The organism is Pseudoxanthomonas sp. Soil82 (genome assembly GCF_040446535.1).
Classification (GTDB): Bacteria; Pseudomonadota; Gammaproteobacteria; order Xanthomonadales; family Xanthomonadaceae; genus Pseudoxanthomonas; species Pseudoxanthomonas kaohsiungensis.
The window spans coordinates 755,622-777,074 of the sequence record NZ_JBEAAK010000001.1 but is presented as its reverse complement, the minus strand read 5'-3'; the positions used below and the strand labels follow the sequence as shown (position 1 = coordinate 777,074).

The 21,453-nt window shown below is 71.3% G+C and carries 22 protein-coding genes; 13 read left to right on the top strand and 9 right to left on the bottom strand.

The genetic code is table 11. The features are described 5' to 3' along the window. Positions 1-33: 33 nt before the first annotated feature. Positions 34-705 carry a methyltransferase domain-containing protein gene (locus ABKA19_RS03400; protein WP_353688037.1) on the top strand — a complete coding sequence of 224 codons (672 nt, stop codon included), beginning with the start codon at positions 34-36 and terminating at the stop codon, positions 703-705. A 273-nt stretch (positions 706-978) separates the two neighbouring features. Here ABKA19_RS03400 and ABKA19_RS03395 read toward each other — a convergent pair whose 3' ends face one another. Continuing rightward, complete coding sequence (locus ABKA19_RS03395; RefSeq protein WP_353687653.1) at positions 979-1,632, bottom strand: Rossmann-fold NAD(P)-binding domain-containing protein; 654 nt, start codon at positions 1,630-1,632, stop codon at positions 979-981. A 55-nt stretch (positions 1,633-1,687) separates the two neighbouring features. Beyond that, positions 1,688-2,467, bottom strand: coding sequence for a polysaccharide deacetylase family protein (locus ABKA19_RS03390; RefSeq protein WP_353687652.1), 780 nt, complete (start codon positions 2,465-2,467; stop codon positions 1,688-1,690). A 61-nt stretch (positions 2,468-2,528) separates the two neighbouring features. Here ABKA19_RS03390 and grxD point away from each other — a divergent pair, with 61 nt between their 5' ends. Further along, entirely contained in the window at positions 2,529-3,455 is a 927-nt protein-coding gene (grxD, locus tag ABKA19_RS03385) for a Grx4 family monothiol glutaredoxin (protein WP_353687651.1), read from the top strand. Positions 3,456-3,568: 113 nt separating this feature from the next. Here grxD and ABKA19_RS03380 read toward each other — a convergent pair whose 3' ends face one another. After that, positions 3,569-4,108 carry a DUF924 family protein gene (locus ABKA19_RS03380; protein ID WP_353687650.1) on the bottom strand — a complete coding sequence of 180 codons (540 nt, stop codon included), beginning with the start codon at positions 4,106-4,108 and terminating at the stop codon, positions 3,569-3,571. A gap of 208 nt (positions 4,109-4,316) precedes the next feature. Here ABKA19_RS03380 and ABKA19_RS03375 point away from each other — a divergent pair, with 208 nt between their 5' ends. The 7 genes from ABKA19_RS03375 (at position 4,317) to ABKA19_RS03345 (ending at position 10,557) form a co-directional block, all read left to right on the top strand. Beyond that, positions 4,317-5,762, top strand: a complete 1,446-nt coding sequence (locus ABKA19_RS03375) for an amidohydrolase (protein WP_353687649.1) — start codon at positions 4,317-4,319, stop codon at positions 5,760-5,762. 17 nt (positions 5,763-5,779) lie between these two features. Next, on the top strand, positions 5,780-7,114 hold the full coding sequence (locus tag ABKA19_RS03370) for an amidohydrolase family protein (RefSeq protein WP_353687648.1): 1,335 nt from the start codon (positions 5,780-5,782) through the stop codon (positions 7,112-7,114). Between the two features lie 236 nt (positions 7,115-7,350). Next, entirely contained in the window at positions 7,351-7,743 is a 393-nt protein-coding gene (locus ABKA19_RS03365) for a DUF1761 domain-containing protein (protein ID WP_353687647.1), read from the top strand. Positions 7,744-7,757: 14 nt separating this feature from the next. Further along, entirely contained in the window at positions 7,758-8,387 is a 630-nt protein-coding gene (locus tag ABKA19_RS03360) for a 2-hydroxychromene-2-carboxylate isomerase (protein ID WP_353687646.1), read from the top strand. Positions 8,388-8,470: 83 nt separating this feature from the next. Continuing rightward, positions 8,471-9,412, top strand: a complete 942-nt coding sequence (locus tag ABKA19_RS03355) for a DegV family protein (protein WP_353687645.1) — start codon at positions 8,471-8,473, stop codon at positions 9,410-9,412. A 118-nt stretch (positions 9,413-9,530) separates the two neighbouring features. Further along, positions 9,531-9,875 carry a hypothetical protein gene (locus tag ABKA19_RS03350; RefSeq protein ID WP_353687644.1) on the top strand — a complete coding sequence of 115 codons (345 nt, stop codon included), beginning with the start codon at positions 9,531-9,533 and terminating at the stop codon, positions 9,873-9,875. A gap of 1 nt (position 9,876) precedes the next feature. Then, a complete protein-coding gene (locus ABKA19_RS03345; RefSeq protein ID WP_353687643.1) occupies positions 9,877-10,557 on the top strand; it encodes a Dph6-related ATP pyrophosphatase in 681 nt (226 codons plus the stop codon). A 229-nt stretch (positions 10,558-10,786) separates the two neighbouring features. Here the strand turns inward: ABKA19_RS03345 and fghA are convergent, their stop codons facing one another. The 3 genes from fghA to frmR all read right to left on the bottom strand — a co-directional run bounded on the left by fghA (position 10,787) and on the right by frmR (position 13,291). Next, on the bottom strand, positions 10,787-11,680 hold the full coding sequence (gene fghA / locus ABKA19_RS03340; RefSeq protein ID WP_353687642.1) for an S-formylglutathione hydrolase: 894 nt from the start codon (positions 11,678-11,680) through the stop codon (positions 10,787-10,789). A gap of 146 nt (positions 11,681-11,826) precedes the next feature. Next, entirely contained in the window at positions 11,827-12,951 is a 1,125-nt protein-coding gene (locus ABKA19_RS03335; protein WP_353687641.1) for an S-(hydroxymethyl)glutathione dehydrogenase/class III alcohol dehydrogenase, read from the bottom strand. Positions 12,952-13,015: 64 nt separating this feature from the next. Then, a complete protein-coding gene (frmR, locus tag ABKA19_RS03330; protein ID WP_162378153.1) occupies positions 13,016-13,291 on the bottom strand; it encodes a formaldehyde-responsive transcriptional repressor FrmR in 276 nt (91 codons plus the stop codon). A gap of 139 nt (positions 13,292-13,430) precedes the next feature. Here frmR and ABKA19_RS03325 point away from each other — a divergent pair, with 139 nt between their 5' ends. Then, on the top strand, positions 13,431-14,684 hold the full coding sequence (locus tag ABKA19_RS03325; RefSeq protein WP_353687640.1) for an HD-GYP domain-containing protein: 1,254 nt from the start codon (positions 13,431-13,433) through the stop codon (positions 14,682-14,684). Positions 14,685-14,694: 10 nt separating this feature from the next. On the opposite strand, the gene ABKA19_RS03320 is transcribed toward ABKA19_RS03325, so the two are convergent. Continuing rightward, positions 14,695-16,032 carry an amidohydrolase family protein gene (locus tag ABKA19_RS03320; RefSeq protein ID WP_353687639.1) on the bottom strand — a complete coding sequence of 446 codons (1,338 nt, stop codon included), beginning with the start codon at positions 16,030-16,032 and terminating at the stop codon, positions 14,695-14,697. A 170-nt stretch (positions 16,033-16,202) separates the two neighbouring features. Between ABKA19_RS03320 and ABKA19_RS03315 the strand changes: the two genes are divergently transcribed. Beyond that, the gene (locus ABKA19_RS03315) at positions 16,203-17,468 is read left to right on the top strand and encodes a hypothetical protein (protein WP_353687638.1); all 1,266 of its coding nucleotides are present in this window, start codon (positions 16,203-16,205) and stop codon (positions 17,466-17,468) included. Between the two features lie 51 nt (positions 17,469-17,519). Here the strand turns inward: ABKA19_RS03315 and ABKA19_RS03310 are convergent, their stop codons facing one another. Continuing rightward, positions 17,520-18,899 (bottom strand): glutamate--cysteine ligase, encoded by a 1,380-nt coding sequence (locus tag ABKA19_RS03310; RefSeq protein WP_353687637.1) that lies wholly within the window; start codon positions 18,897-18,899, stop codon positions 17,520-17,522. A 146-nt stretch (positions 18,900-19,045) separates the two neighbouring features. Between ABKA19_RS03310 and ABKA19_RS03305 the strand changes: the two genes are divergently transcribed. Next, positions 19,046-19,756 (top strand): VIT1/CCC1 transporter family protein, encoded by a 711-nt coding sequence (locus ABKA19_RS03305; RefSeq protein WP_353687636.1) that lies wholly within the window; start codon positions 19,046-19,048, stop codon positions 19,754-19,756. 85 nt (positions 19,757-19,841) lie between these two features. Here the strand turns inward: ABKA19_RS03305 and yihA are convergent, their stop codons facing one another. After that, complete coding sequence (gene yihA / locus ABKA19_RS03300) at positions 19,842-20,447, bottom strand: ribosome biogenesis GTP-binding protein YihA/YsxC (protein WP_353687635.1); 606 nt, start codon at positions 20,445-20,447, stop codon at positions 19,842-19,844. Between the two features lie 148 nt (positions 20,448-20,595). Here yihA and ABKA19_RS03295 point away from each other — a divergent pair, with 148 nt between their 5' ends. After that, positions 20,596-21,384, top strand: a complete 789-nt coding sequence (locus tag ABKA19_RS03295; protein WP_353687634.1) for a c-type cytochrome — start codon at positions 20,596-20,598, stop codon at positions 21,382-21,384. Positions 21,385-21,453: the final 69 nt, after the last annotated feature.

Sequence of the window (21,453 nt, the reverse complement as noted above, 5' to 3'; positions counted from 1 at the left end):
ACCGCTGCGCGCAACGATCCGGCGCGCCGGCCGTTGCCCGGCGCGCGCGCGCAGGTGATCGCGCGTGCGTTCCTGCCCGACTGGCCGCTGGGCAACCGCTACCACTACTACTACGCGCAGGCCAAGCTGCGCAGCGACCCGCTGTATCCGGGCGTGTGCGAGGCCTTGCGCGACACCCGCGCACCGGTGCTCGACCTGGGGTGCGGCATCGGCCTGCTGGCGCATGCGCTGGACCAGGACGGCATCGGCGTGCGCTATTTCGGCGTGGACAACGATGCGCGCAAGATCGCCTCGGCGCGCCGCGCCGCCGCGCGCGCCGGCCTGCTCGACGCCGGCTTCGAGACCCTGGACCTGTCCAAGGCGCTGCCGCCGCACCGCGGTAGCGTCGCTATCCTGGACGTCATGCAGTTCTTCGAGCCGGCGCGGCAGGTCGCCATTGTCGATGCGCTGGTCGGGATGCTAGACCCCGGCGCGGTCCTGGTGATCCGCACCGGCCTGGACGATGGCAGCCCGCGCGCCCGCATCACCCGCGCCGGCGATTTCCTCGCCCGCGGCTTGCGCTGGATGAACGCAGCGCCGCGCCATTATCCGGAAGCGGCGATGCTGCGCGCGCGCTTCGAGGCGGCCGGGCTGCGCAGCGAGTTCACCCCGCTGTACGGCGACACGCCGTTCAACAACTGGCGGGTCGTAGCCTGGCGCGAGTAGCCGTGACCTGTTGAAGCGTCAGCTCCGGACGGGGCCGCCGTGACCTGTTGAAGCGTCAGCTCCGGACGGGGCCGCCGTGGCTTGCGGATATGTCCCACCCTTCGGGACGACGTCCTGTCTTTACGAAGGGCCGTGGCACATCCATGTGCCACTTGGGACATATCCGCAAGCCACGGCGTCCTTCGTGGACGTCAGGATGGTGGCTTCGATCATCGTGCAAAAGAGCCGGCTCCCACTTTCAGGGTGGCGATGGCCGCCTGTGGGCACGCGCTCCTAATCCGCCAACTCCGCCGAAGACACGGAATGAATCCCCGGCCGCGCGCACAGCGCCGCCTCCACCAGCGCCGCGGCGATCCGCGATGCCGGATTGATCCGCCAGGCGCGCGGCAGCAGCGGTCCCAGCGCGCCCAGCACCACCGCGGCGACGCTTTCGCCGGTGCGCTTCTCGCTGCGCTCTCCGCCGATCAGCCCGGGCCGCACGAAGGTCAGTGACGGATAGCCCAGCCCGGCGAGGTCGCGTTCGAGCTCGCCCTTGACCCGGCTGTAGAAGAACAGCGCCCGTGGATCGGCGCCCTTGGCCGAATTCAGCGCATAGGCGCCGGCGCCATGGCGACGCGCCAGCTCGGCCACGCGCATCGGATAGTCGTAGTCGACCCGGCGGAACGCTTGGCGGCTTCCGGCGATGGCCATCGTGGTCCCCAGCGTGCACACGACCGCGTCGACCGCCCACCAGGAGGCATCCTCGGGCAGCTGCTCGTAGTCGAGCTGCACGTCCAGCAGCTTGCGATGCGGGGGCAACGGCCGGCGCGTGGGCGCGACCACGCGCTTCACGCGCGGATCGGCCAGCAACAGCGCCAGCACCTGTCGCCCCACCAGGCCGCTGGCGCCGGCGAGCAGCACGGTTCGGGCGGGCGCGTGGTCGTCCATGGCCACACCCTAGCCCATCCCATGCCGGCGCGTCCCCGCGCGACCGGGCGACACGCTACGCCGGCGGTTCGAGCGTCGCGTAGCCGCGCTCCTCGAGCAGGCACAGCGTCGCCTCGACGATCTCAACGCTGCGGCCGTGCGCGGCGCCCTCGTGTAGCAGCACGATCGCGCCGGGAGCCAAGTCGCGGCTGATGCGTTGCAGGACCCGCAACGGATCGCCGTCGACCGCGTCGTAGCCGCGCGCGGTCCAGGCCACGCGCGCCAGTCCATGCGCGCGCAACGGCGCGGCCACGAACGGGTTGGTATGCCCGACCACCGAGCGGAACCAGCGTGGCGGCGCGCCGGCCAGGCGGGCCAGCGCCTGCTGCGCCTGCCCGACCTGGGCGGCCATCGCACGCGGCCCCAGCGCCCAGAAGCGGCCGGACGGATGGGTCTGGCTGTGGTTGCCGATGCCATGGCCACGGCGGAGGATCTCGCCGACCAGGCCAGGGTGCGCCTGCGCCCGTTCGCCGACCAGGAAGAACGTGGCGCGCGCCCGGTGCCGGTCCAGCGCAGCGAGGATGGCGGCGGTGTCCTCGGATGGACCGTCGTCGATGGTCAGCCAGACCGCGCGTTCGTCCCCCGGCAGGCGATCGAGGACCGGGGCGTACAGGCGGGCCCGGGGCATGAACACCGGGATGACGAAGGCCAGGTGCGAGAGCACCAGCGCCGGCAGGCCCCAGGCCCAGCCCAGCCGCCACCACAGCAACGCCACCGCCAGCTGCGACAGCAGCAGCCAGGCCAGCCAGGCGTGGGGATGGCGCGGGACGCGATGCAGCGTTGCCGGAGTGGTCATCGCCGCATGATGCCACGGGGGTAGAATGGCCGGCCCGACGTTCCCCTACGCGAGTCCCGCCATGTCCCTCGATCCCGCCCTGCGTTCGCGCATCGAATCGCTGCTCCAGGCCAACCGCGTGGTGCTGTTCATGAAGGGCCAGCCGGGCATGCCGCAGTGCGGCTTCTCGGCCAAGGCCACCGGCGTGCTCGAGGACCTGGGCGTGGAGTACGCGCACGTCAACGTGCTGGCCGACCAGGAGATCCGCGAGGGCATCAAGGTGTTCGGCAACTGGCCGACCATCCCCCAGCTGTACATCGACGGCGAGCTGGTCGGCGGCAGCGACATCATCGAGCAGCTGTCGGCCAGCGGCGAGCTGTCGCAGCTGCTGGGCCTGCCGGCCCCGGACCGCACGCCGCCGCAGGTGACCGTGACCGACGCGGCCGCCGAGAAGCTGCGCGGCGCGCTGGCCGATGCCGGCAATGCCGCGCTGTCGCTGGGCATCGACGCGCGCTTCCAGCCGCGTTTCCAGATCGCGCCGCGCAACGAGAACGCGATCGCGGTGGAAACCAACGGCCTGCGCATCCAGTTCGACCCGGCCAGCGCGCGCCGCGCCAACGGCATCACCATCGACTGGGTCGACGATTTCCGCGGCCAGGGCCTGGCGATCGACAACCCGAACGCGCCCAGGCCCGTGCAGGCGATCACCCCGGCCGAAGCCGACCGCCAGGTGCGCGCCGGCGAGCTGGTGCTGGTCGACGTGCGCCCGGCGGACGAGCGCGCGATCGCCTCGGTCGGCGTCGCCCACCGCACCTTCGACGGCGGCGGCCGCGATGACCTGGAGGCGCTGCCGAAGGACACCCGCCTGGCGTTCCTGTGCCACCACGGCGGTCGCAGCGGCCAGGCGGCCGAGGAGTTCCGCGGCAAGGGCTTCACCAACGTGTTCAATGTCGAAGGCGGCATCGACCGCTGGGCCGGCGAAGTCGACGGCAGCGTGCCGCGCTACTGAGCGGCCGCCCATGTAGGAGCCCATCCTCATGGGCGACGCCGAGGCGCATCCGGCTCCCGCGATGCCCGAAGTCCCGGGTGCCCCGGGTCGCCGATGAATCGGCTCCTACAGGTTCAGAAGCCCCCACCTGCGTCCAGCCACGCCTGTTCCTCAGGCGTGCTCTCCCGCCCCAGCGCCCGGTTGCGGTGCGGGAACCGGCCGAAGCGCTCGATGACCTGCAGGTGCTCGATCGCGTACTTCGTGTACAGCTCCACGCCCAGCGCCTGGAACAGCTCCACCGAGCGCCGCTGGTCGGCCATCTCTTCCGAGTGTTCGAACGGCAGGTAGAAGAACGCGCGCAGCATCGGCTCGAACGCGGCGTCGTGGCCGGCGGCCAGCGCGCGCCCGGCGTAGTGGCGGGCCAGGCCATCGCTGGCGAAGGCGTGGCCGCTGCCGCGGAAGATGTTGCGCGGGATCTGGTCGAGCAGCAGCAACAGCGCCAGCGCGCCCTCGGCCGTGTCCAGCCAGTCCTCGTGTTCGCGCCGCGCGGCGGCCAGGTGGGCATCGAGGAAGCGCGACTCGCATTGGCGGTCGAACGCCTCGCCACCGTTGAACCATGCCTGGGCCCCGGCCTCGCGCCAGAACCGCACCACCTCGGTGGCGGTCGTGGTCATCGTTCTTCCTCCTGGTGTCGTCGGCGCACAGCATGCCGCAATCGCCATCGCGACCGCGTGCATCCGCGTGGCGGACGGCAAGGCCCCGGCAACCGCGGCCCGCGGAGGGCGATCCGTGACCGGCGCGCGCCTGCGCCCAGCCATCGGCACATTGCACCGCGCACGCCGGGCGGCTAGGTTCGGGGATCAGGTCCATCCGGGGAAATCCATGCGCCACCTCCTGCTCGCCGCCGCGGGCCTCGCCCTCGGCACGGCCGCCTGCGCCGCCGCGCCGCCGGCCGCGGCCGCCTCGCGCTTCACCGACGATCCGTATCCCAGCACCTACCGGCCGCTGCCTTCCGAGCCCGTCCTCCTGCGCAACGCCACCGTGCTCACCGGCACCGGCCAGCGCCTGGACGGTGCCGACGTGCTGATGCGCGACGGCAGGATCGTCCAGGTCGGCGCGGCGCTGCAGGCCGACCCCGGCGTGCGCGTGGTCGATGCCACCGGCAAGTGGGTCACTCCCGGCATCATCGACGTGCATTCGCACCTGGGCGTGTACCCGAGCCCGGGGGTCAAGGCGCACAGCGACGGCAACGAGAGCACCGCGCCGGTGACCGCCAATGTCTGGGCCGAGCACTCGGTATGGCCGCAGGACCCGGGCTTCGCCGCCGCGCTGGCCGGCGGCGTCACCACGCTGCAGGTGCTGCCCGGCTCGGCCAACCTGGTCGGCGGCCGCGGCGTGACCCTGCGCAACGTGCCGGCCACCAGCTACCAGGCGATGAAGTTCCCGGGCGCGCCCTGGGGCCTGAAGATGGCCTGCGGCGAGAATCCCAAGCGCGTGTACGGCGGCAAGGGCACCACGCCGTCGACCCGGATGGGCAATGTCGCCGGCTACCGCGCGGCCTTCATCGACGCCAGCGAGTACCTGCGCAAGAACGGTGGCGGCAAGCCGCAGGAAAAGCCCAAGCGCAAGTGGTGGCAGTCCGACGACGACGGCAAGGGCGACAGCGCCGGCGACGCCGGCGGCAAGCGCGACCTGAAGCTGGACACGCTGGCCGGCGCGATCAACGGCGACATCCTGGTCCACATCCACTGCTACCGCGCCGACGAGATGGCCACGATGATCGACCTGGCCAAGGAGTTCGGCTTCAGGATCGCCGCCTTCCACCATGGCGTGGAGGCCTACAAGCTCGCCGACCGGCTGGCTGCCGAAGGCATCTGCGGCGCGCTGTGGGCCGACTGGTGGGGCTTCAAGATGGAGGCCTTCGACGGCATCCAGGAGAACATCGCCCTGGTCGACCGGCCGAAGAACGGCTGCGCGATCGTGCACTCGGATTCGGACGAAGGCATCCAGCGGCTCAACCAGGAAGCGGCCAAGGTCATGGCCAACGCGCGCCGCGCCGGGATGGAGATCCCGCCCGAGCGCGCGATCGGCTGGGTGACCTCCAACGCCGCGCGCTCGCTGGGCGTGGCCGACCGCACCGGCAGCCTGGAAGCGGGCAAGCTGGCCGACGTGGTGGTCTGGAACCGCGATCCGTTCAGCTCCTACGCGCAGGCCGAGCAGGTCTACATCGAGGGGGCGCGCGTGTACGACCGGCACGATCCCGCGCGGCAGCCGCGCTCGGACTTCATACTCGGGCAACCGGCCGCCGCGCCGGGAGGTGGCCTGTGAACCGTCGCCACGCTTGCATGCGCACGCCCCGCCTCGTAACCGCCCGCGTCGGACGCGGCCTGCTCGCCACCGCGCTGTCGCTGCTGGCGCTGGGCCTGGCCGGCGCCGCCGGCGCGCAGGCTCCCGGGTCGTCGGACCCGGGACAGGGCGTCCTGATCCGCAACGCCACCGTGCATACCGCCGGCCCGCAGGGAACGCTGCGCAACGCCGACGTGCTGGTCCAGGGCGGCACGATCCGCGCCGTCGGCCCCGGCCTGTCCGCGCCGGCCGGGGTGGCCACGGTCGAGGCCGGGGGCCGGCCACTGACCCCGGCCCTGTTCGGCGGCATCACCGACATCGGCCTGGAGGAAGTTTCCGGCGAAGAGCCCACCGTCGACGGCGAGCTGTCGCTGGAAGACCAGCCGGTGCGCCCGGAGTTCGACGTGACCCTGGCCTACAACCCGGCCTCGGTGCTGGTGCCGGTGGCACGGGTGGAAGGGCTGGGCTTCACCCTGCTGGCCGCCGGCAGCGACAAGTCCTTCGTCGCCGGCCAGGGCGGCGTGGTGCGGCTGGATGGCAGCGCCGACCCGATCGGGCCGCGCGCGCTGTTCATCCGCCTCGGCGCCGGTGCGGCCAACCTGAGCGGCAAGTCGCGCGCGGCGCAATGGATGCTGCTGGACCAGATGGTCGCCGAGGCGCGCGGCCGGGTGCCGGCGGATTCGCCGCATGCGCTGCTCACGCCCGCCGGGCGCGCGGTGCTGGCGCGGTTCCTCGGCGGCCAGGGACGGATCGTGGTCAAGGTCGACCGCGCGGCCGATATCCGCCAGCTGCTGCGCTGGGCCGCGCGCGAGAACGTGCGCGTCGCCATCGCCGGCGGCGCCGAAGCCTGGCAGCTGGCGCCGCAGATCGCGCAGGCACGGGTGCCGGTGTTCGTCGACGCGCTCGCCGACCTGCCCGGCAACTTCGACCAGATCGGCGCGACCCTGCGCAACGCCGCGCTGCTGCAACAGGCCGGGGTGGAGGTCAGCTTCACCCAGGCCGGCGACGCCTCGCACAACGCGCGCAAGGTGCGGCAGCTGGCCGGCAATGCCGTCGCCAATGGCCTGCCGTGGGAAGCGGGCCTGGCCGGGCTGACCTCGGTGCCGGCGCAGGCGCTGGGCGTGGGCGACCGGATCGGCACGATTGCCGTGGGCCGCAGTGCCGACCTGGTGCTGTGGACCGGCGACCCGCTGGACGTGATCAACACCGCCGAGCAGGTGTGGCTGGGCGGGCGGGCCATGCCGATGCGCTCGCGCCAGACCGAGCTGCGCGACCGTTACCTGCGCGGCGTGGGCGAGAACGGGTTGCCGCCGGCGTACACGCACGGCCCCTGATCGGGACGGACATCGATCCGGGCCGCGATGCCGCCCTCGTAGAGCGGGGCTTGCCCCGCTGCTTGCACCCGGGCCGGGTCAAAGGCAGCGGGGCAGGCCCCGCTCTACGGTTCAGGCCGACCATTCTCTGCTGTGAGGTGCTGCGCGCCTGTCGCCACGGACGGGCGCCGCACCGGACGCCCTGGACGGCCGCAGCGGCGTAAGCTTCCTCACTCATATCGTTGGGAGGGACGGACGTGGCCGACATCAATCTCTGGGCGGTGCTGCTCGCGGCAGCTTCGGCATTCCTGCTTGGGGGGATCTGGTACGGGCCGCTGTTCAAGCACGCCTGGTGCCGGGAAGCCGGGGTCGACCCGGACAAGCCCAACGGGCATCCGGCGGCCGTGTTCGGTGGCGCGTTCGTGCTCAGCCTGGTGGCCGCGGCGGTATTCGCGGTCTTCCTCGGCGCGGCGCCGCCGCTCGCCTCCTCGGTCGGGGCCGGGGTGGCGGTGGGCCTGGGATGGGTGGCGACCAGCTTCGGCATCAACTACCTGTTCGCCGGCCGCTCGCTGAGGCTGTGGCTGATCGACGGCGGCTACCACACCTTGCAGTTCGCGCTGTACGGGCTGGTCCTGGGCCTGTGGCACTGACCGGAGTGACGGGCATGGGCGCGCACTGGTACTTCGACTTCGTCTCGCCGTTCTCCTACCTGCACTGGCAGAAGATGCGGCCGCTGGTCGAGGCCGGCCGGGTGGAGGCGGTGCCGATCGTGTTCGGCGCGGTGCTGCATGCGCTGGGGATCCTCGGCCCGGCCGAGATCCCGAAGAAGCGCGAGTTCATCTACCGCCAGGCGCTTTGGCAGGCGCGCCGCGACGGCGTTCCCCTGCGCTTTCCGCCGGCGCATCCGTTCAACCCGCTGCCGGCGCTGCGGCTGTGCGTGGCTGCCGGTGCCACATCGCCGGCGATCGGTACGGTCTTCGATGCCATCTGGGCCGAAGGGCTGGCCGGGGATGCGCCGCTCGTGCTCGATGGCCTCGCCGCCCGCCTGGGGCTGGCCGATGCGGCCGCCGCCATCGCCGACCCGGTGGTGAAGGACCGGCTGCGCGCCAACACCGACGCCGCGCTGGCGGCCGGGGTGTTCGGCGTGCCGAGCCTGGCCGTGGAGGGCGAGCTGTTCTGGGGCAACGACAGCCATGACCTGATGCTGGCCGCGCTCGAGGATCCCGGCCTGCTTCGCCAGGGCGAGCTCGCCGGCGTGGCCGCGATCCCGGTGGGGGTCGAGCGGCGGCGCTGAGGCCGCTTCCGGCAGTCGCCACGGGCGCCGCTTTTGCGATAGGGTTCACGCACAAAACGTGCAGGCCTACACGGGAGGGGCTCATGCGCATCGGAATCGTGGTCGACTCGACCTGCGACCTGCCAGGGGATTACATCCAGAACAACAACGTCGTCCTGCTGCCGATCACCGTGCGCATCGGCGAGGCGGTCCTGGCCGACCACCGCGACGAGGAGGCCACGCTGAGCTTCCTGCATGCGCACGTGGCCGAGCGCGGCCACGAGGCCGAGACCGTGCCCTATTCGGTCGAGCAGATCCGCGACCTGTTCCTCGGCAAGCTCGTCGTCGACTACGACCACGTTTTCTGCCTGACCGTCACCAAGACCCGCAGCCCGATCCACGAGCATGCGGTGCAGGCCAGCTTCGCGATCCTCAACGACTACAAGCCGGTGCGCCAGGCCGCCGGCTACAACTCGCCGTTCGCGCTGCGGGTGATCGACAGCCAGAACCTGTTCGCCGCCCAGGGCATCGGCGTGGTCGAGGCCGTGCGCATGCGCAAGGCCGGCGAGGGCGTGCAGAAGATCCGCGAACGGCTGGAAGAGCTGGCGCTCAACACCCACGGCTACATGGTCCCGCCGGACCTCTACTACCTGCGCAACCGCGCCCGGACCAAGGGCGACCGCAGCGTGAGCCTGTTCAGCGCCGCGCTGGGCACCGCGCTGGACATCAAGCCGATCCTGCACTGCCATCGCGGCGAGACCGCGCCGGCCGGGAAGATCAAGGGATTCGAGACGGCGGTGCAGAAGCTGTTCGACTTCACCGTGCAGCGCATCCACGCCGGCCTGATGACCCCGACCCTGTGCGTCAGCTACGGCGGCGAACTGGCCGAGCTGCGCGCGCTGCCGGGCTACGCACGCCTGCGCGAGGCCTGCGCGGCCAACGACGTCGAGCTGTTCGAGAGCGTGATGAGCCTGACCGGCATGGTCAACGTCGGCAAGGGCGCGGTGGTGGTGGGCTTCGCCGCGCCCCCGCACAAGTTCGCCTGAGCCGCTGCCGTTGCCCGGTGCGCCCGGTACCGGGCGGCGGGCGGAGCCGGAGGTCGCGTGACACCGGCTTCGCAGGCGCGCCGCTAGATTGGATGCACCGTCACTTCCGGAGCCACGCATGGCCATCCGTTACCAGATCCGCCTACCCGATCCCGCGCAGGCGCGCGGCAGTGAACCGTCGCTGGCCTTCCACGCGCACGGCGCCGAGGCCTTCGCCGAGCAGTTGCAGCAGGCGCTGAGCACGCCGGTCCTGTTCGAACGCTGGCGCGCGCTGCAGGCCGAGCCGGACGAGGTCGATCCCTCGCTCGGCGTCACCGATCCGGATGCGCGCGTGACCGGCGAGCAGCGCGACCTGGCGATCAACCTGGTCGCGCTGACCACCCTCCCCGGCGACATCCTCCAGCACCGCCTGCGCCTGCTCGCCGGCAACCGCTGGGAGATGCGCAACGTCAGCCACGGCTGAGGTGGCGGCGCAGGTACTGCTGGCCTGGAGCGGCGGCAAGGACGCGGCCTGGGCGCTGCACGTGCTGCGCCAGCGCGACGACGTGGAGGTGGTCGGCCTGCTGACCACGGTGACCACCGAGTACCAGCGCGCCTCGATGCAGGGCATCCGCGTGGAGGTGCTGCGTGCGCAGGCCGCCGCGGTCGGCCTGCCGCTGCTGGAAGCCGGCATTCCCGCGCATTGCGACAATGGCACCTACGACGCGGCGATGGCGCGCGCGCTCGCCGAGGCCGCCTCGCGCTGGCCCCGCCTGCGCACGGCCGCGTTCGGCGATCTGTTCCTGGCCGACATCCGGGCGTACCGGGCGCAGCGCCTGGCCGCCGCCGGCTGGGAACTGCTCACGCCGCTGTTCGATGCCGACACGGCCGCGCTGGCGCGGCAGATGCAGGCCGGCGGCCTGCGCGCGCACCTGTGCTGCGTCGACACCCGGCAGCTGGACGCGGGCATGGCCGGCCGCGCCTTCGACGAACACCTGCTGCGCGAGCTGCCCGCCGGCGTCGATCCGTGCGGCGAGAACGGCGAGTTCCACACCTGCGTGTCGGCGGGCCCGATGTTCGCCGCGCCCCTGGACCTGCGCCGCGGCGACACCGTCCTGCGCGACGAACGCTTCGCCTACACCGACTTCAACCTCGCGCCCGTGTAGGACATCCCGTTGGGCGGACCGGGCACCCGTCCGCCATCAACGGTACGGACGCCGCTGCGGCCCGCCCATGCCGGTACCGTTCCTCGCCCCTTCCTGTAGGAGCCCATCTTCATGGGCGACCGCCGTGATGCCCGGGCCGGAGGGTGGCGGACGAGTGGCTGGGTCGCCCATGAAGATGGGCTCCTACACAGGGAAAGGCGACCGAATACGCCGGCAGCCGGGGCGCGCGTCAATGCCTGCCGCACCCGCCATGGTGCTCGTGTGCCACGCCGGCATGCTCCTTCGCTTCGCCATGCAAGGCGGCGGCATGGTGTGCGATGTGTTCGCCGATGAAGCTGGCGATGAAGTAGTAGCTGTGGTCGTAGCCGGGGCGCATCCGCAGCTGCAGCGGATGGCCGGCGGCGACCGCGGCGGCCTGCAGCAGTTGCGGGCGCAGCTGCGTGTCGAGGAATTCGTCGTCGCCGCCCTGGTCGACCAGCAACGGCAGCTTCTCCGTGGCCGAGCGCACCAGCTCGCTGGCATCCCATTGCTTCCACGCCTGGCGGTCCTCGCCCAGGTAGGCGCCGAACGCCTTCTCCCCCCACGGCACCTTCGACGGCGCCACGATCGGCGAGAACGCCGACACGCTGCGGTAGCGGCCCGGGTTGCGCAGGGCCACCACCAGCGCGCCGTGCCCGCCCATCGAGTGGCCGCTGATCGCGCGTGCATCGCCCACCGGGAAGTGCGCCTCGACCAGCGTCGGCAGTTCATCGGCCACGTAGTCGAACATGCGGTAGTGCCTGGCCCACGGCTGTTCGGTGGCATTGAGGTAGAAGCCGGCGCCCTGGCCCAGGTCGTAGCCGTCCGCATCGGCGACACCGTCGCCGCGCGGACTGGTGTCCGGCGCGACGATGACGACGCCATGCTCGGCCGCGTAACGCTGCGCGCCGGCCTTGGTGATGAAGTTCTGTTCGGTGCAGGTGAGCCCGGACAGCCAGTACAGCACCGGCAGCTTCGCGCCCGGCGACGCAGCCTGCGGCGGCAGGTAGACGGCGAAGCTCATCGTGCAACCCAGCACTTCCGACTCGTGCCGGTACACGTCCTGCCAGCCGCCAAAGCAGGCGCGGTGTTCGATGCGTTCCATCAGCAACTCCTCAACTAGGGCGCTCGACCGGGTTACCAGCCCCCTTTGGTAAAGGGGGCGCGGCGGCAGCCGCGGGGATTTGGAGGTAAAGGAGAACGGGGCCCGCGCTTGCGCCATGGCGCAAGTGCGGGAGGCGGCGCCTGTTCTCAGGCGTTGCCGCCCCCGTACCTGACCACCGAGCGGATCGACTTGCCTTCGTGCATCAGGTCGAAGGCGGTGTTGATCTCGTCCAGCGGCATGGTGTGGGTGACGAACGGAGCCAGTTCGATCTTGCCGGCCATCGCGTCCTCGACCATGCCCGGCAGCTGGCTGCGGCCCTTTACGCCGCCGAAGGCGGTGCCCTTCCAGGTGCGGCCGGTGACCAGCTGGAACGGCCGGGTGGAGATTTCCTGCCCGGCACCGGCCACGCCAATGATCACCGACTGGCCCCAACCACGGTGCGCGCATTCCAGCGCCGCGCGCATCACGTTGACGTTGCCGATGCATTCGAACGAATGGTCCACGCCCCAGCCGGTCATCTCCACCACCACCTGCTGGATCGGCTTGTCGTGGTCCTTCGGGTTGACGCAGTCGGTGGCGCCGAACTGGCGCGCGAGCTCGAACTTGGCCGGGTTGGTGTCGATGGCGATGATCCGCCCGGCCCTGGCCTGGCGCGCACCCTGGATCACGGCCAGGCCGATGCCGCCGAGGCCGAACACGGCGACCGAATCGCCTTCCTGCACCTTGGCGGTGTTGTGCACCGCTCCAATGCCGGTGGTCACGCCGCAGCCGAGCAGGCAGACATGTTCCGGATTGGCCTGCGGGTTGACCTTGGCCAGCGAGACTTCGGCCACCACCGTGTACTCGCTGAAGGTCGAGCAGCCCATGTAGTGGTAGACCGGTTCGCCGTTGTAGGAGAAGCGGCTGGTGCCGTCGGGCATCACGCCCTTGCCCTGGGTCGCGCGCACGGCCACGCACAGGTTGGTCTTGCCGCTGGTGCAGAACAGGCACTGGCCGCATTCGGCGGTGTAGAGCGGGATCACGTGGTCGCCCGGCTTCACCGAGGTCACGCCCTCGCCCACCTCGACCACGATGCCGGCGCCCTCGTGGCCCAGCACCACCGGGAACAGGCCTTCCGGGTCGTCGCCGGACAGGGTGAACGCGTCGGTGTGGCAGACGCCGGTGTGGGTGATCCTGACCAGCACTTCGCCGGCCTTGGGCGGGGCGACGTCGATCTCGACGACCTGCAGCGGCTGGCCGGGGCCGAAGGCGACGGCGGCACGGGATTTCATGGCATGGGCTCCTGCGATGTTGCGGAAAGACGGTCGGGGAACACGGGCGCCGTGGCGGCGGCGCTCACTTGAGGTAGGAACGCACCAGCCCGGTCATCTCCTCGATGCGGGCCTGGCGCTGGGCGTCGGTACCGGCTGGCTGGCCGAACTCCTCGCGGATGTGCGCTTCCATCACTTCGGACATCAGGCCGTTGACGGCACCGCGGATGGCGGCGATCTGCTGCAGCACCGCGCCGCAATCGGCGCCGCCTTCCAGCGCGCGCTCCAGCGCTTCGGTCTGGCCGCGGATGCGGCGCAGCCGGGTCAGCACGCGCTTCTTCTCGTGGGCGGTGTGCGGCATGGCGACGGCTCCTGGATACTGGGGGATAGTATCAGCGGCCAGGCCATCCGTCACCCGCGCCCCGCCTCAAGTCCGCGCCCTCGCGGCCGACAACGGTCCCATGGAACGTCCGTCCGATCCGGCGGCAGGGAACCGCCAGATGCTCAAGACCATCGATGTCGACCAGCTGCGGCCGGGCATGTTCATCCAGCGCCTGCACGGGTCCTGGCTCAAGCACCCGTTCTGGCGCGCGTCGTTCCTGGCCAGCGAGCAGGACGTGGAGCGGATCCGCGCCAGCGCGGTGGAGTCGGTGGAGATTGACGTGCGCCGCGGGCTGCATGCGCCGCCGGCCGATCGGCGCCAGGCGGTCGATCCAGGCGGGCACGAGGCGTCCGCCTCCGTCGGTGCGGCGGCCGACCCGGATCCAGCGACCGGGGCTGGATCCCGGGCCGACGCGGTCGCCGGCCCGCACGCAGCCGCCGACCTCGGCTCCGAGCTGACCCGCGCGCGCCGCATCTGCCAGGAAGGCCGCGACGCGGTGGAGGCGATGTTCCGCGAAGTGCGCATGGGCCGGATGGTCGATCCGGCGGCGATGCTGCCGCTGGCCGACGAGATCACGGCGTCGGTCGACCGCCACCCCGGCGCCCTGATCTCGATCGCCCGGCTCAAGACCGCCGACGACTACACCTACCTGCATTCGGTCGCGGTCAGCGCGCTGATGGTCGCGTTGGCGCGCCAGCTCGGGCTCGACGAGGCGCAGTGCCGCGAAGCGGCGATGGGCGGGCTGCTGCACGACCTGGGCAAGGCCTGCATGCCGCTGGACATCCTCAACAAGCCCGGGCGGCTGACCGACGAGGAGTACGCGGTCATGCGCACCCACCCGGAGGAAGGCGAGCGCCTGCTGCGCCACAGCGGCCTGGAGAACGCGGCGGTCCTGCACATGGTCCGCCACCACCATGAGAAGTACGACGGCGGCGGCTATCCGGCGCGACTGCCCGCCGATGCGACCCCGCTGCTGACCCGGATGAGCGCGGTCTGCGACGTGTACGACGCGATCACCTCCAACCGCCCCTACAAGGAAGGCTGGGATCCGGGCGAATCGCTGCGCCGGATGGCGTCCTGGAAGGGCCACTTCGACCCGGCGGTGCTCAAGGCCTTCATCGCCAGCGTCGGCATCTACCCGATCGGCACCCTGGTGCGGCTGTCCAGCGAGCGGCTGGCGGTGGTGCTGGAGCAGGGACCGGGTGCGCTGTCGGCGCCCCGGGTGCGGGTGTTCTTCTCGGCGCGGCTGCGCAGGCAGGTCCTGCAGCAGGACCTGGACCTGTGGGCCCCGGGCTGCGGCGAACGCATCACCGGGATCGAATCGCCGCGGCAGTGGGGTTTCCGCGAGCTGGAGAAGCTGTGGGCGCCCTAGGCGCGCCGCGTCACTTCACCCGGCGACCGTGCTTGACCACGATGTCCACCCGCTGCAGCAACGCCACCTGCTTCAGTACGTCGCCCTTGACCGCGATGATGTCGGCGTACTTGCCCTCGGTCACCGTGCCGTAATCCCTGTCGGCCTTCATCGCCACCGCCGGCCAGTAAGTGGCCGCGCGGATCGCGTCGATCGCCGGCACGCCGAGCCGGTTCACCCACACATCCAGCTCGTTCCAGGTGCTGCCGCTGTGGAACTTCATCGGGATGCCCGAATCGGTGCCGATGAGCAGCTGCACGCCGTTCTCGCGCAACTGCTGGAACTTGCGCTGCAGGGTCGGCCAGCGCTGCGGCGTCTGCTGGAAATAGGAGATGCGTTCCGGGTGCGCCAGCGACTGGCGGATGTCCGCCACGATCGCCGGCGGCAGGCCCTCATGCCAGTCGCTGCCGTCGATGAATTCGTGGTTCTTCACCGTATAGGGGAAGTTGTAGAGGCCCTCGATCGTCGGCGTCCAGAACAGCGGGCCGGCGGCCATGTTGGCGGTGCGCTCGCGCAGCGCGGCGATCACGTCGGGCGGATATTCGGGCGCGGCGGCCAGGCCGGTGTGTTCGAAGCAGTCGACGCCGGCTTCCAGGCCGCGGCGGATCTCCTCGGGTCGGTGCGCGTGCGCCACCACCGGCAGGCCGTGCCGGTGCGCCTCGTCGACGATCGCCCGCAACTCGGCCTCGCTCATCCCGTCCTGGTCGATCAGCTTGACCACGTCCACCCCGGCCTGGGCGATGCGGCGCACCTTGGCGCGCGCATCGGCCGGCGAATCCACGCCCCAGCGGAACTGCTCGGTGCCCGGGTAGGGCTTCTTCTGGATGAAGGGGCCGGACACGAACAGGGTCGGCCCGGGGATGCGCCCGGCGGCGATCGCGTCGCGCACGGCGATGCTGTCCTCCAGCGGACCGCCGAGGTCGCGCGCACCGGTGACGCCGGCCAGCAGCAGCTGCCTGGCCGAGGCCGGCATGATCACGTCGCGGAACTGCGCCGGATAGGTGCGGTCCCAGTGCTCGTAGTCGGCGTGGCCGTTGATCATCAGGTGCACGTGCATGTCCCACAGGCCGGGCAGCACGGTCATGCCTTCGGTCGAAACCACCGTGGCGTCGGCCGGGACCGGCAGGGTGTCGACCGTGCCGACCGCGACGATCCGCTCGCCCTCGACCAGGACCACGCTGTCGCGGATCGGATCGGCCAGAGTGCCATCGACCAGCGTGCCGCCGACCAGCGCCAGCGTCTGCGCCGCCGCGCCTTGCGCCAGCAACGAACCCACCACCAGCCACATGCTCCTGCCCGCCTTGCCCATGCCCTGCTCCCCGTCCGCTAAAGCCGCAGCCTAACCGGCGGCCGCGGCCCGCGACAGGACCGCCGGCACGGTACGACGCCTGCAAGGTTGTCCTCGTCGCGCTGCTTCCGGCGTGTCCTGTCTGCGAACCCTTCCACGCCACCGTCCCCCGCACGCCGCGCAGACCCGACATGAACCCCATCCGCCATCCGCTGACGCTCGCCCTGGCCGCCGCCGTGTCCGTCGCCCTGCCCGCCAGCAGCGCGCCGTCCGGTCCCGAAACCCAGGTCTGGATCGACGTGGCGACCCACCACCAGGCCGGCATGCCCGACATGGGATCGATGATGGGCGGCATGGGCGGACTGGCCGCGAAGATGATGGGCGGAGGCCAGGGGACGTTCGCGTATCCCGACGCGCGGCATCCGATGATGACCGGCAAGTTCTTCGACATCGCCATGCTCAACACGCTGGCGCCGGGCAAGGAAGCCGAACAGCAGGTCCCGGCGGGGCTGGGCCTGGGCGCGTCGCTGCCCTTGCTGCCGCCGACCGCCAGCGTCGGCCGTGAAGCCGGCGGCACGACTGGAATGCCCGACGGCGAGATCCACATCAAGTATTACTGGGGCTGCGGCAGTGATGTCCGCGCCGGCCAGCCGCGCGAACTGCACATGCGCGCCAGGGGCGGCAAGTTCGAGATGAGCGGCGACCCGATGCAGGGCCGCTACGCGCCCGACCGCGGCGTCGACCCGAACCCGTCCTACGTGCTCTGGCCGAACCCGAAGACGCGCAACCGCGCGCCGGCCAATGCCTCGCTGGTCGGCCAGCACCGCATCACCGGGCAAGGGGTGCCGGAGTCGCTGGAGTTCGAACTGCAGCAGGCCGCCGACTTCATGCCGAAGATCGCGCTCACGCAATCGGGCGAGCTGGCCAGCGGACTGACCCTGGGCTGGCAGCCGGTCGATCGCGCCAAGGCCTACTTCCTGCACGGCCTGAGCCTGCAGGACAAGACCATCGTGATCTGGAGCAGCGCCGAGGTGCCCGATGCGGGCCAGGGCGTGGTCGACTACCTCACCGGCGCGCAGATCGACCGCTGGCTCAAGGAGAAGGTGTTGCTGCCCCCGTCCACCACTTCTTGCGCGATCCCGAGGGGGATCTTCGCCGACGCCAGCAGTGGCCAGGCCAGCCCGGGCATCCTGAGCATGATCGCCTATGGCCCGGAGACCCACGTCGCCTGGCCGCCGAAGCCGGCCGATCCGAAGCAGCCGTGGGATCCGGAGTGGAACGTGCGCGTACGCACCAAGTCCACCGCCGGCGCACTCCTGGGCATGGACCTGTCCGGCATGCAGGGCATGGACGGCATGGATGCCGGCGATGCGGCCACGCCGCAGGATCCGGGACAGAAGAAGCCCGAGGAAGGCGCGACCAAGAAGCTGCTCAAGGGCCTGCTGCGCAACCTGTGATCGCGTCCGGGGATGGCCCGGCGCGGCCATCGGCCCGCGCCGGACGCGCGCTCAGTAGGCGAATTCGCCGAACACCCGGTCGATGTCGCCCTTCCATGCGCCATGGAACAGCTCGAGCTTGCGCTCGGCGGCGGTCTGCCCGCTCTCGGCGATCTCCACCAGCGTTTCCAGGAAGCGGGTCTCGTCGATGCCGTCGTCGTTGAGCGCGGCGCGGCGGCGCAGGCCGGCGACGGAAATCTTCAGCGCTTCGACCGCCAACTCGCGCACCGTCGCGCCACGGGCGCTGCCGAGGCGGGCCGGCAGCTTGAGCGCGTGCTTCGGCACGCCGTCGCGCAGCGCGTGACGCTCGGCGGCGCTGAAGTCCCTGACCAGGTCCCAGGCCGCGTCCAGCGCCGCGTCGTCGTACAGCAGGCCCACCCAGAACGCCGGAAGCGCGCACAGGCGCGACCACGGGCCACTGTCGGCGCCGCGCATCTCCAGGTACTTCTTCAGCCGCACTTCCGGGAAGGCGGTGGTCATGTGGTCGGACCAGTCGCGCAGCGTCGGCAACACGCCCGGCAGCACGTCCAGCTCGCCCTTGAGGAACTTGCGGAACGACTTGCCCGACGCGTCGACGTAGACGCCGTCGCGGTAGGAGAAGTACATCGGCACGTCGAGCAGGTAGTCGATGTAGCGCTCGTAGCCGAAGCCATCCTCGAACACGAAGTCGAGCATGCCGGTGCGGTCCGGATCGGTGTCGGTCCAGATGTGCGAGCGGTAGCTGAGGTAGCCGTTGGGCTTGCCCTCGGTGAACGGCGAATCGGCGAACAGCGCGGTGGCCACCGGCTGCAGCGCCAGCGACACGCGGAACTTCTTCACCATGTCCGCTTCGGAGGCGTAGTCCAGGTTGACCTGCACCGTGCAGGTGCGGGTCATCATGTCCAGGCCGAGCTGGCCGACCTTGGGCATGTAGGACTTCATGATCTGGTAGCGGCCCTTGGGCATCCACGGCATCTCGTCGCGACGCCACTTGGGCTGGAAGCCCATGCCGAGGAACCCCAGCCGCAGTTCGTCGGACACCTGCCGCACCTCGTTGAGGTGGGTGCCCAGTTCCACGCAGGTCTGGTGGATGGTTTCCAGCGGCGCGCCCGACAGCTCCAGCTGCCCGGCCGGCTCCAGCGTGACCGACGCGCCCTCGCGGAGCAGGGCGATGACCCGCCCGTTCTCCTCGACCGGTTCCCAGCCGAACCGCACCAGGCCCTTGAGCAGCGCCTCGATGCCGCGCTCGCCGTCAAACGCCGGCGGCCGCAGGTCGTCCAGGCGGAAGCCGAACTTCTCGTGCTCGGTGCCGATGCGCCACTGGTCGCGGGTCTTTTCCCCGGACGCGACGTACTCCAGGAGCTGGCTGCGCTGGGTGACCGGGGTATCGGCGACGTGGCTCGGGCTCGACAAGGGCAGGCTCGCAGGCAGCCGTGGGGGCCGCGGGGCAGCGCACTATAGCCTGCCGCGGTAAAGGCGACGTTGCCGCTCCTGCGCCTCAGCATTCCGCCCATGCGCACCCGCGACAGCCGCGCCCGCGCCCGGGTTAGGCTATGCCGATGCCGAACCGCGCGCGCCCCCGGACCCACGCCGAACTGCACCGCACCGACCGCGTCGGCTGGCTGCGCGCGGCGGTGCTCGGTGCCAACGACGGCATCGTCTCGGTCGCCGGCCTGGTGGTCGGCGTGGCCGCCAGCGGCGCGGACTCCGGCGCGATCCTCACCGCCGGCATCGCCGGCACCGTCGCCGGCGCGATGTCCATGGCCGCAGGCGAATACGTGTCGGTGCAGTCGCAGGCCGACACCGAGCGGGCCGACATGGCGATCGAGCGGCGCGAGCTGCGCGAGCAGCCGGAAGCGGAGCTGCGCGAGCTGGCCCGCATCTACGAGCAGCGCGGACTGGACCCGGCGCTCGCGTTGCAGGTGGCCGAGCAGCTCACCGCGCACGACGCGCTCGGCGCCCATGCCCGCGATGAACTCGGCATCAGCCACAGCCTGCGCGCGCGCCCGGTGCAGGCCGCGCTGGCGTCGGCGGCTGCGTTCTGCGCCGGCGCGACGCTGCCGATCATGGCGACGCTGCTCGCCCCGCAGTCCCATGCGGCCATGGTGGTCAGCGCCAGCACGCTGGTCGGGCTGCTGCTGTCGGGAGGCCTGGCGGCCTGGGCCGGCGGTGCCCCGGTGGCACGCGGGGCGGTGCGCGTCGCGTTCTGGGGCGCGCTGGCGATGGGCGCCGCGCACCTGATCGGCGGCCTGTTCGACGTGGCGGTGTAGGCACCCGACTTGCGCGACCCGGGGGTGCCGGCACAGGCGACGCCCTCGTGGATCCGACGCCCGGGTCGCCCATGAGGATGGGCTCCTACGGCAGTTCCAGCCAGCCGGCGACGACCGCGCGGGCTTCGTCCACGCCCTGCTTCGATTCGCTCGAGAAGGTCTGCAGGCCGATGCCGGCCTCGCCGAACGTGGCCTGCAGCTCCTTGCGCACCGCCTGCAACACCTGCGCCTGCTGGCCGCGGCCGAGCTTGTCGGCCTTGGTCAGCAGCGCATGCGCCGGCAGGCCGCGCGCGACCGCGTACTCGAGCATCTGCCGGTCGTAGTCCTTGAGCGGGTGGCGGATGTCCATCACCACGACCAGCCCGCGCAGCGCCTCGCGCTGGCGGAAGTAGCGGTCGATGAATCCCTGCCAGTGCGCCTTCATTTCCATCGGCACCTTGGCGTAGCCGTACCCCGGCAGGTCGACCAGGTAGCGCTGCGGCTGGACCTCGAAGAACACCAGCTGCTGGGTGCGTCCGGGGGTCTTGGACACGCGGGCCAGTGCGTTCTGCCGGGTCAGCGCATTGAGCGCACTGGACTTGCCGGCATTGGACCGGCCGGCGAAGGCGACTTCGAGCCCCCCATCGGCCGGAAGCTGGGCGGGCGTGTGCGCCGAGCCCAGGTAGCGGGCTTTTTCTAGTGGATTGGACATGGCCATAGGATCGCACGTCGCGCGCCCTGGGCCCCGCGACGACGCGGCGGCCGGCGCTTTCGTTGACCGTCGCGCCCCGCGACAGGGATAATCCCGACGTTTCGCGGCCGTTCACGGGCCGCCTCGATCGGGTTCCCGGAGCTCTAGCATGCGCCACGCTCGCGTTTTAAACCTTGCCGGACTGGCCGTCGCGGTCACCGCCGTCGCCGCCTATGCCGCCCAGACCACGGTGGTGCCGGTGCCGGACAACGCGCCCGTGCAGACCGCACCGCTGGAAGTGGACCTGAGCAAGACCCACTGGGGCGACGCCGAAGCCGGCGCCGGCAAGGCCGCTGCCTGCGCCGCCTGCCATGGCGCCGACGGCAACCCGGTCGACCCGATGTACCCGCGCATCGCCGGCCAGAGCGAGCGCTACATCGCCAAGCAGCTGGCCCTGTTCGCCAGCGGCGAGCGCCACAGCGGCCTGGCCGCGGTGATGGCCCCGTTCGCCCAGGCGCTGAGCCCGCAGGACATGCGCGACGTGGGTGCGTTCTTCGCCCAGCAGAAGGCCGGCGCCGGCGTGGCCGACGACACCGAGGTGGCCGATGGCCCCTACGCGGGCCTGAAGTACTACGAGATCGGCCAGCAACTGTTCCGCGCCGGCGATGCCGAACGCGGCATCCCGGCCTGCGCGTCCTGCCACGGCCCCACCGGCGCCGGCAACCCGGGCCCGCCGTACCCGCACATCGGCGGGCAGATGGCCGAGTACTCGGCCCGGCGCCTGCAGGAATACCGCGCCGGCACCACCAGCGAGAAGGACGCGGCCTCGTTCCACATCATGGCCAAGGTCGCCAACAAGCTGACGGACCAGGAAATCGGCGCGCTGGCCAGCTACCTGCAGGGCCTGCACGACCATGCCGACGATGCCGAGCTCGCCGCGGCCGAACCGCGCTCCTGAACTTCGGCGCGCCGGCGCGGTCTGACCACCGTAGTCCCTCTCTCTTGAACTTGCGCCGGCCCCATGGCC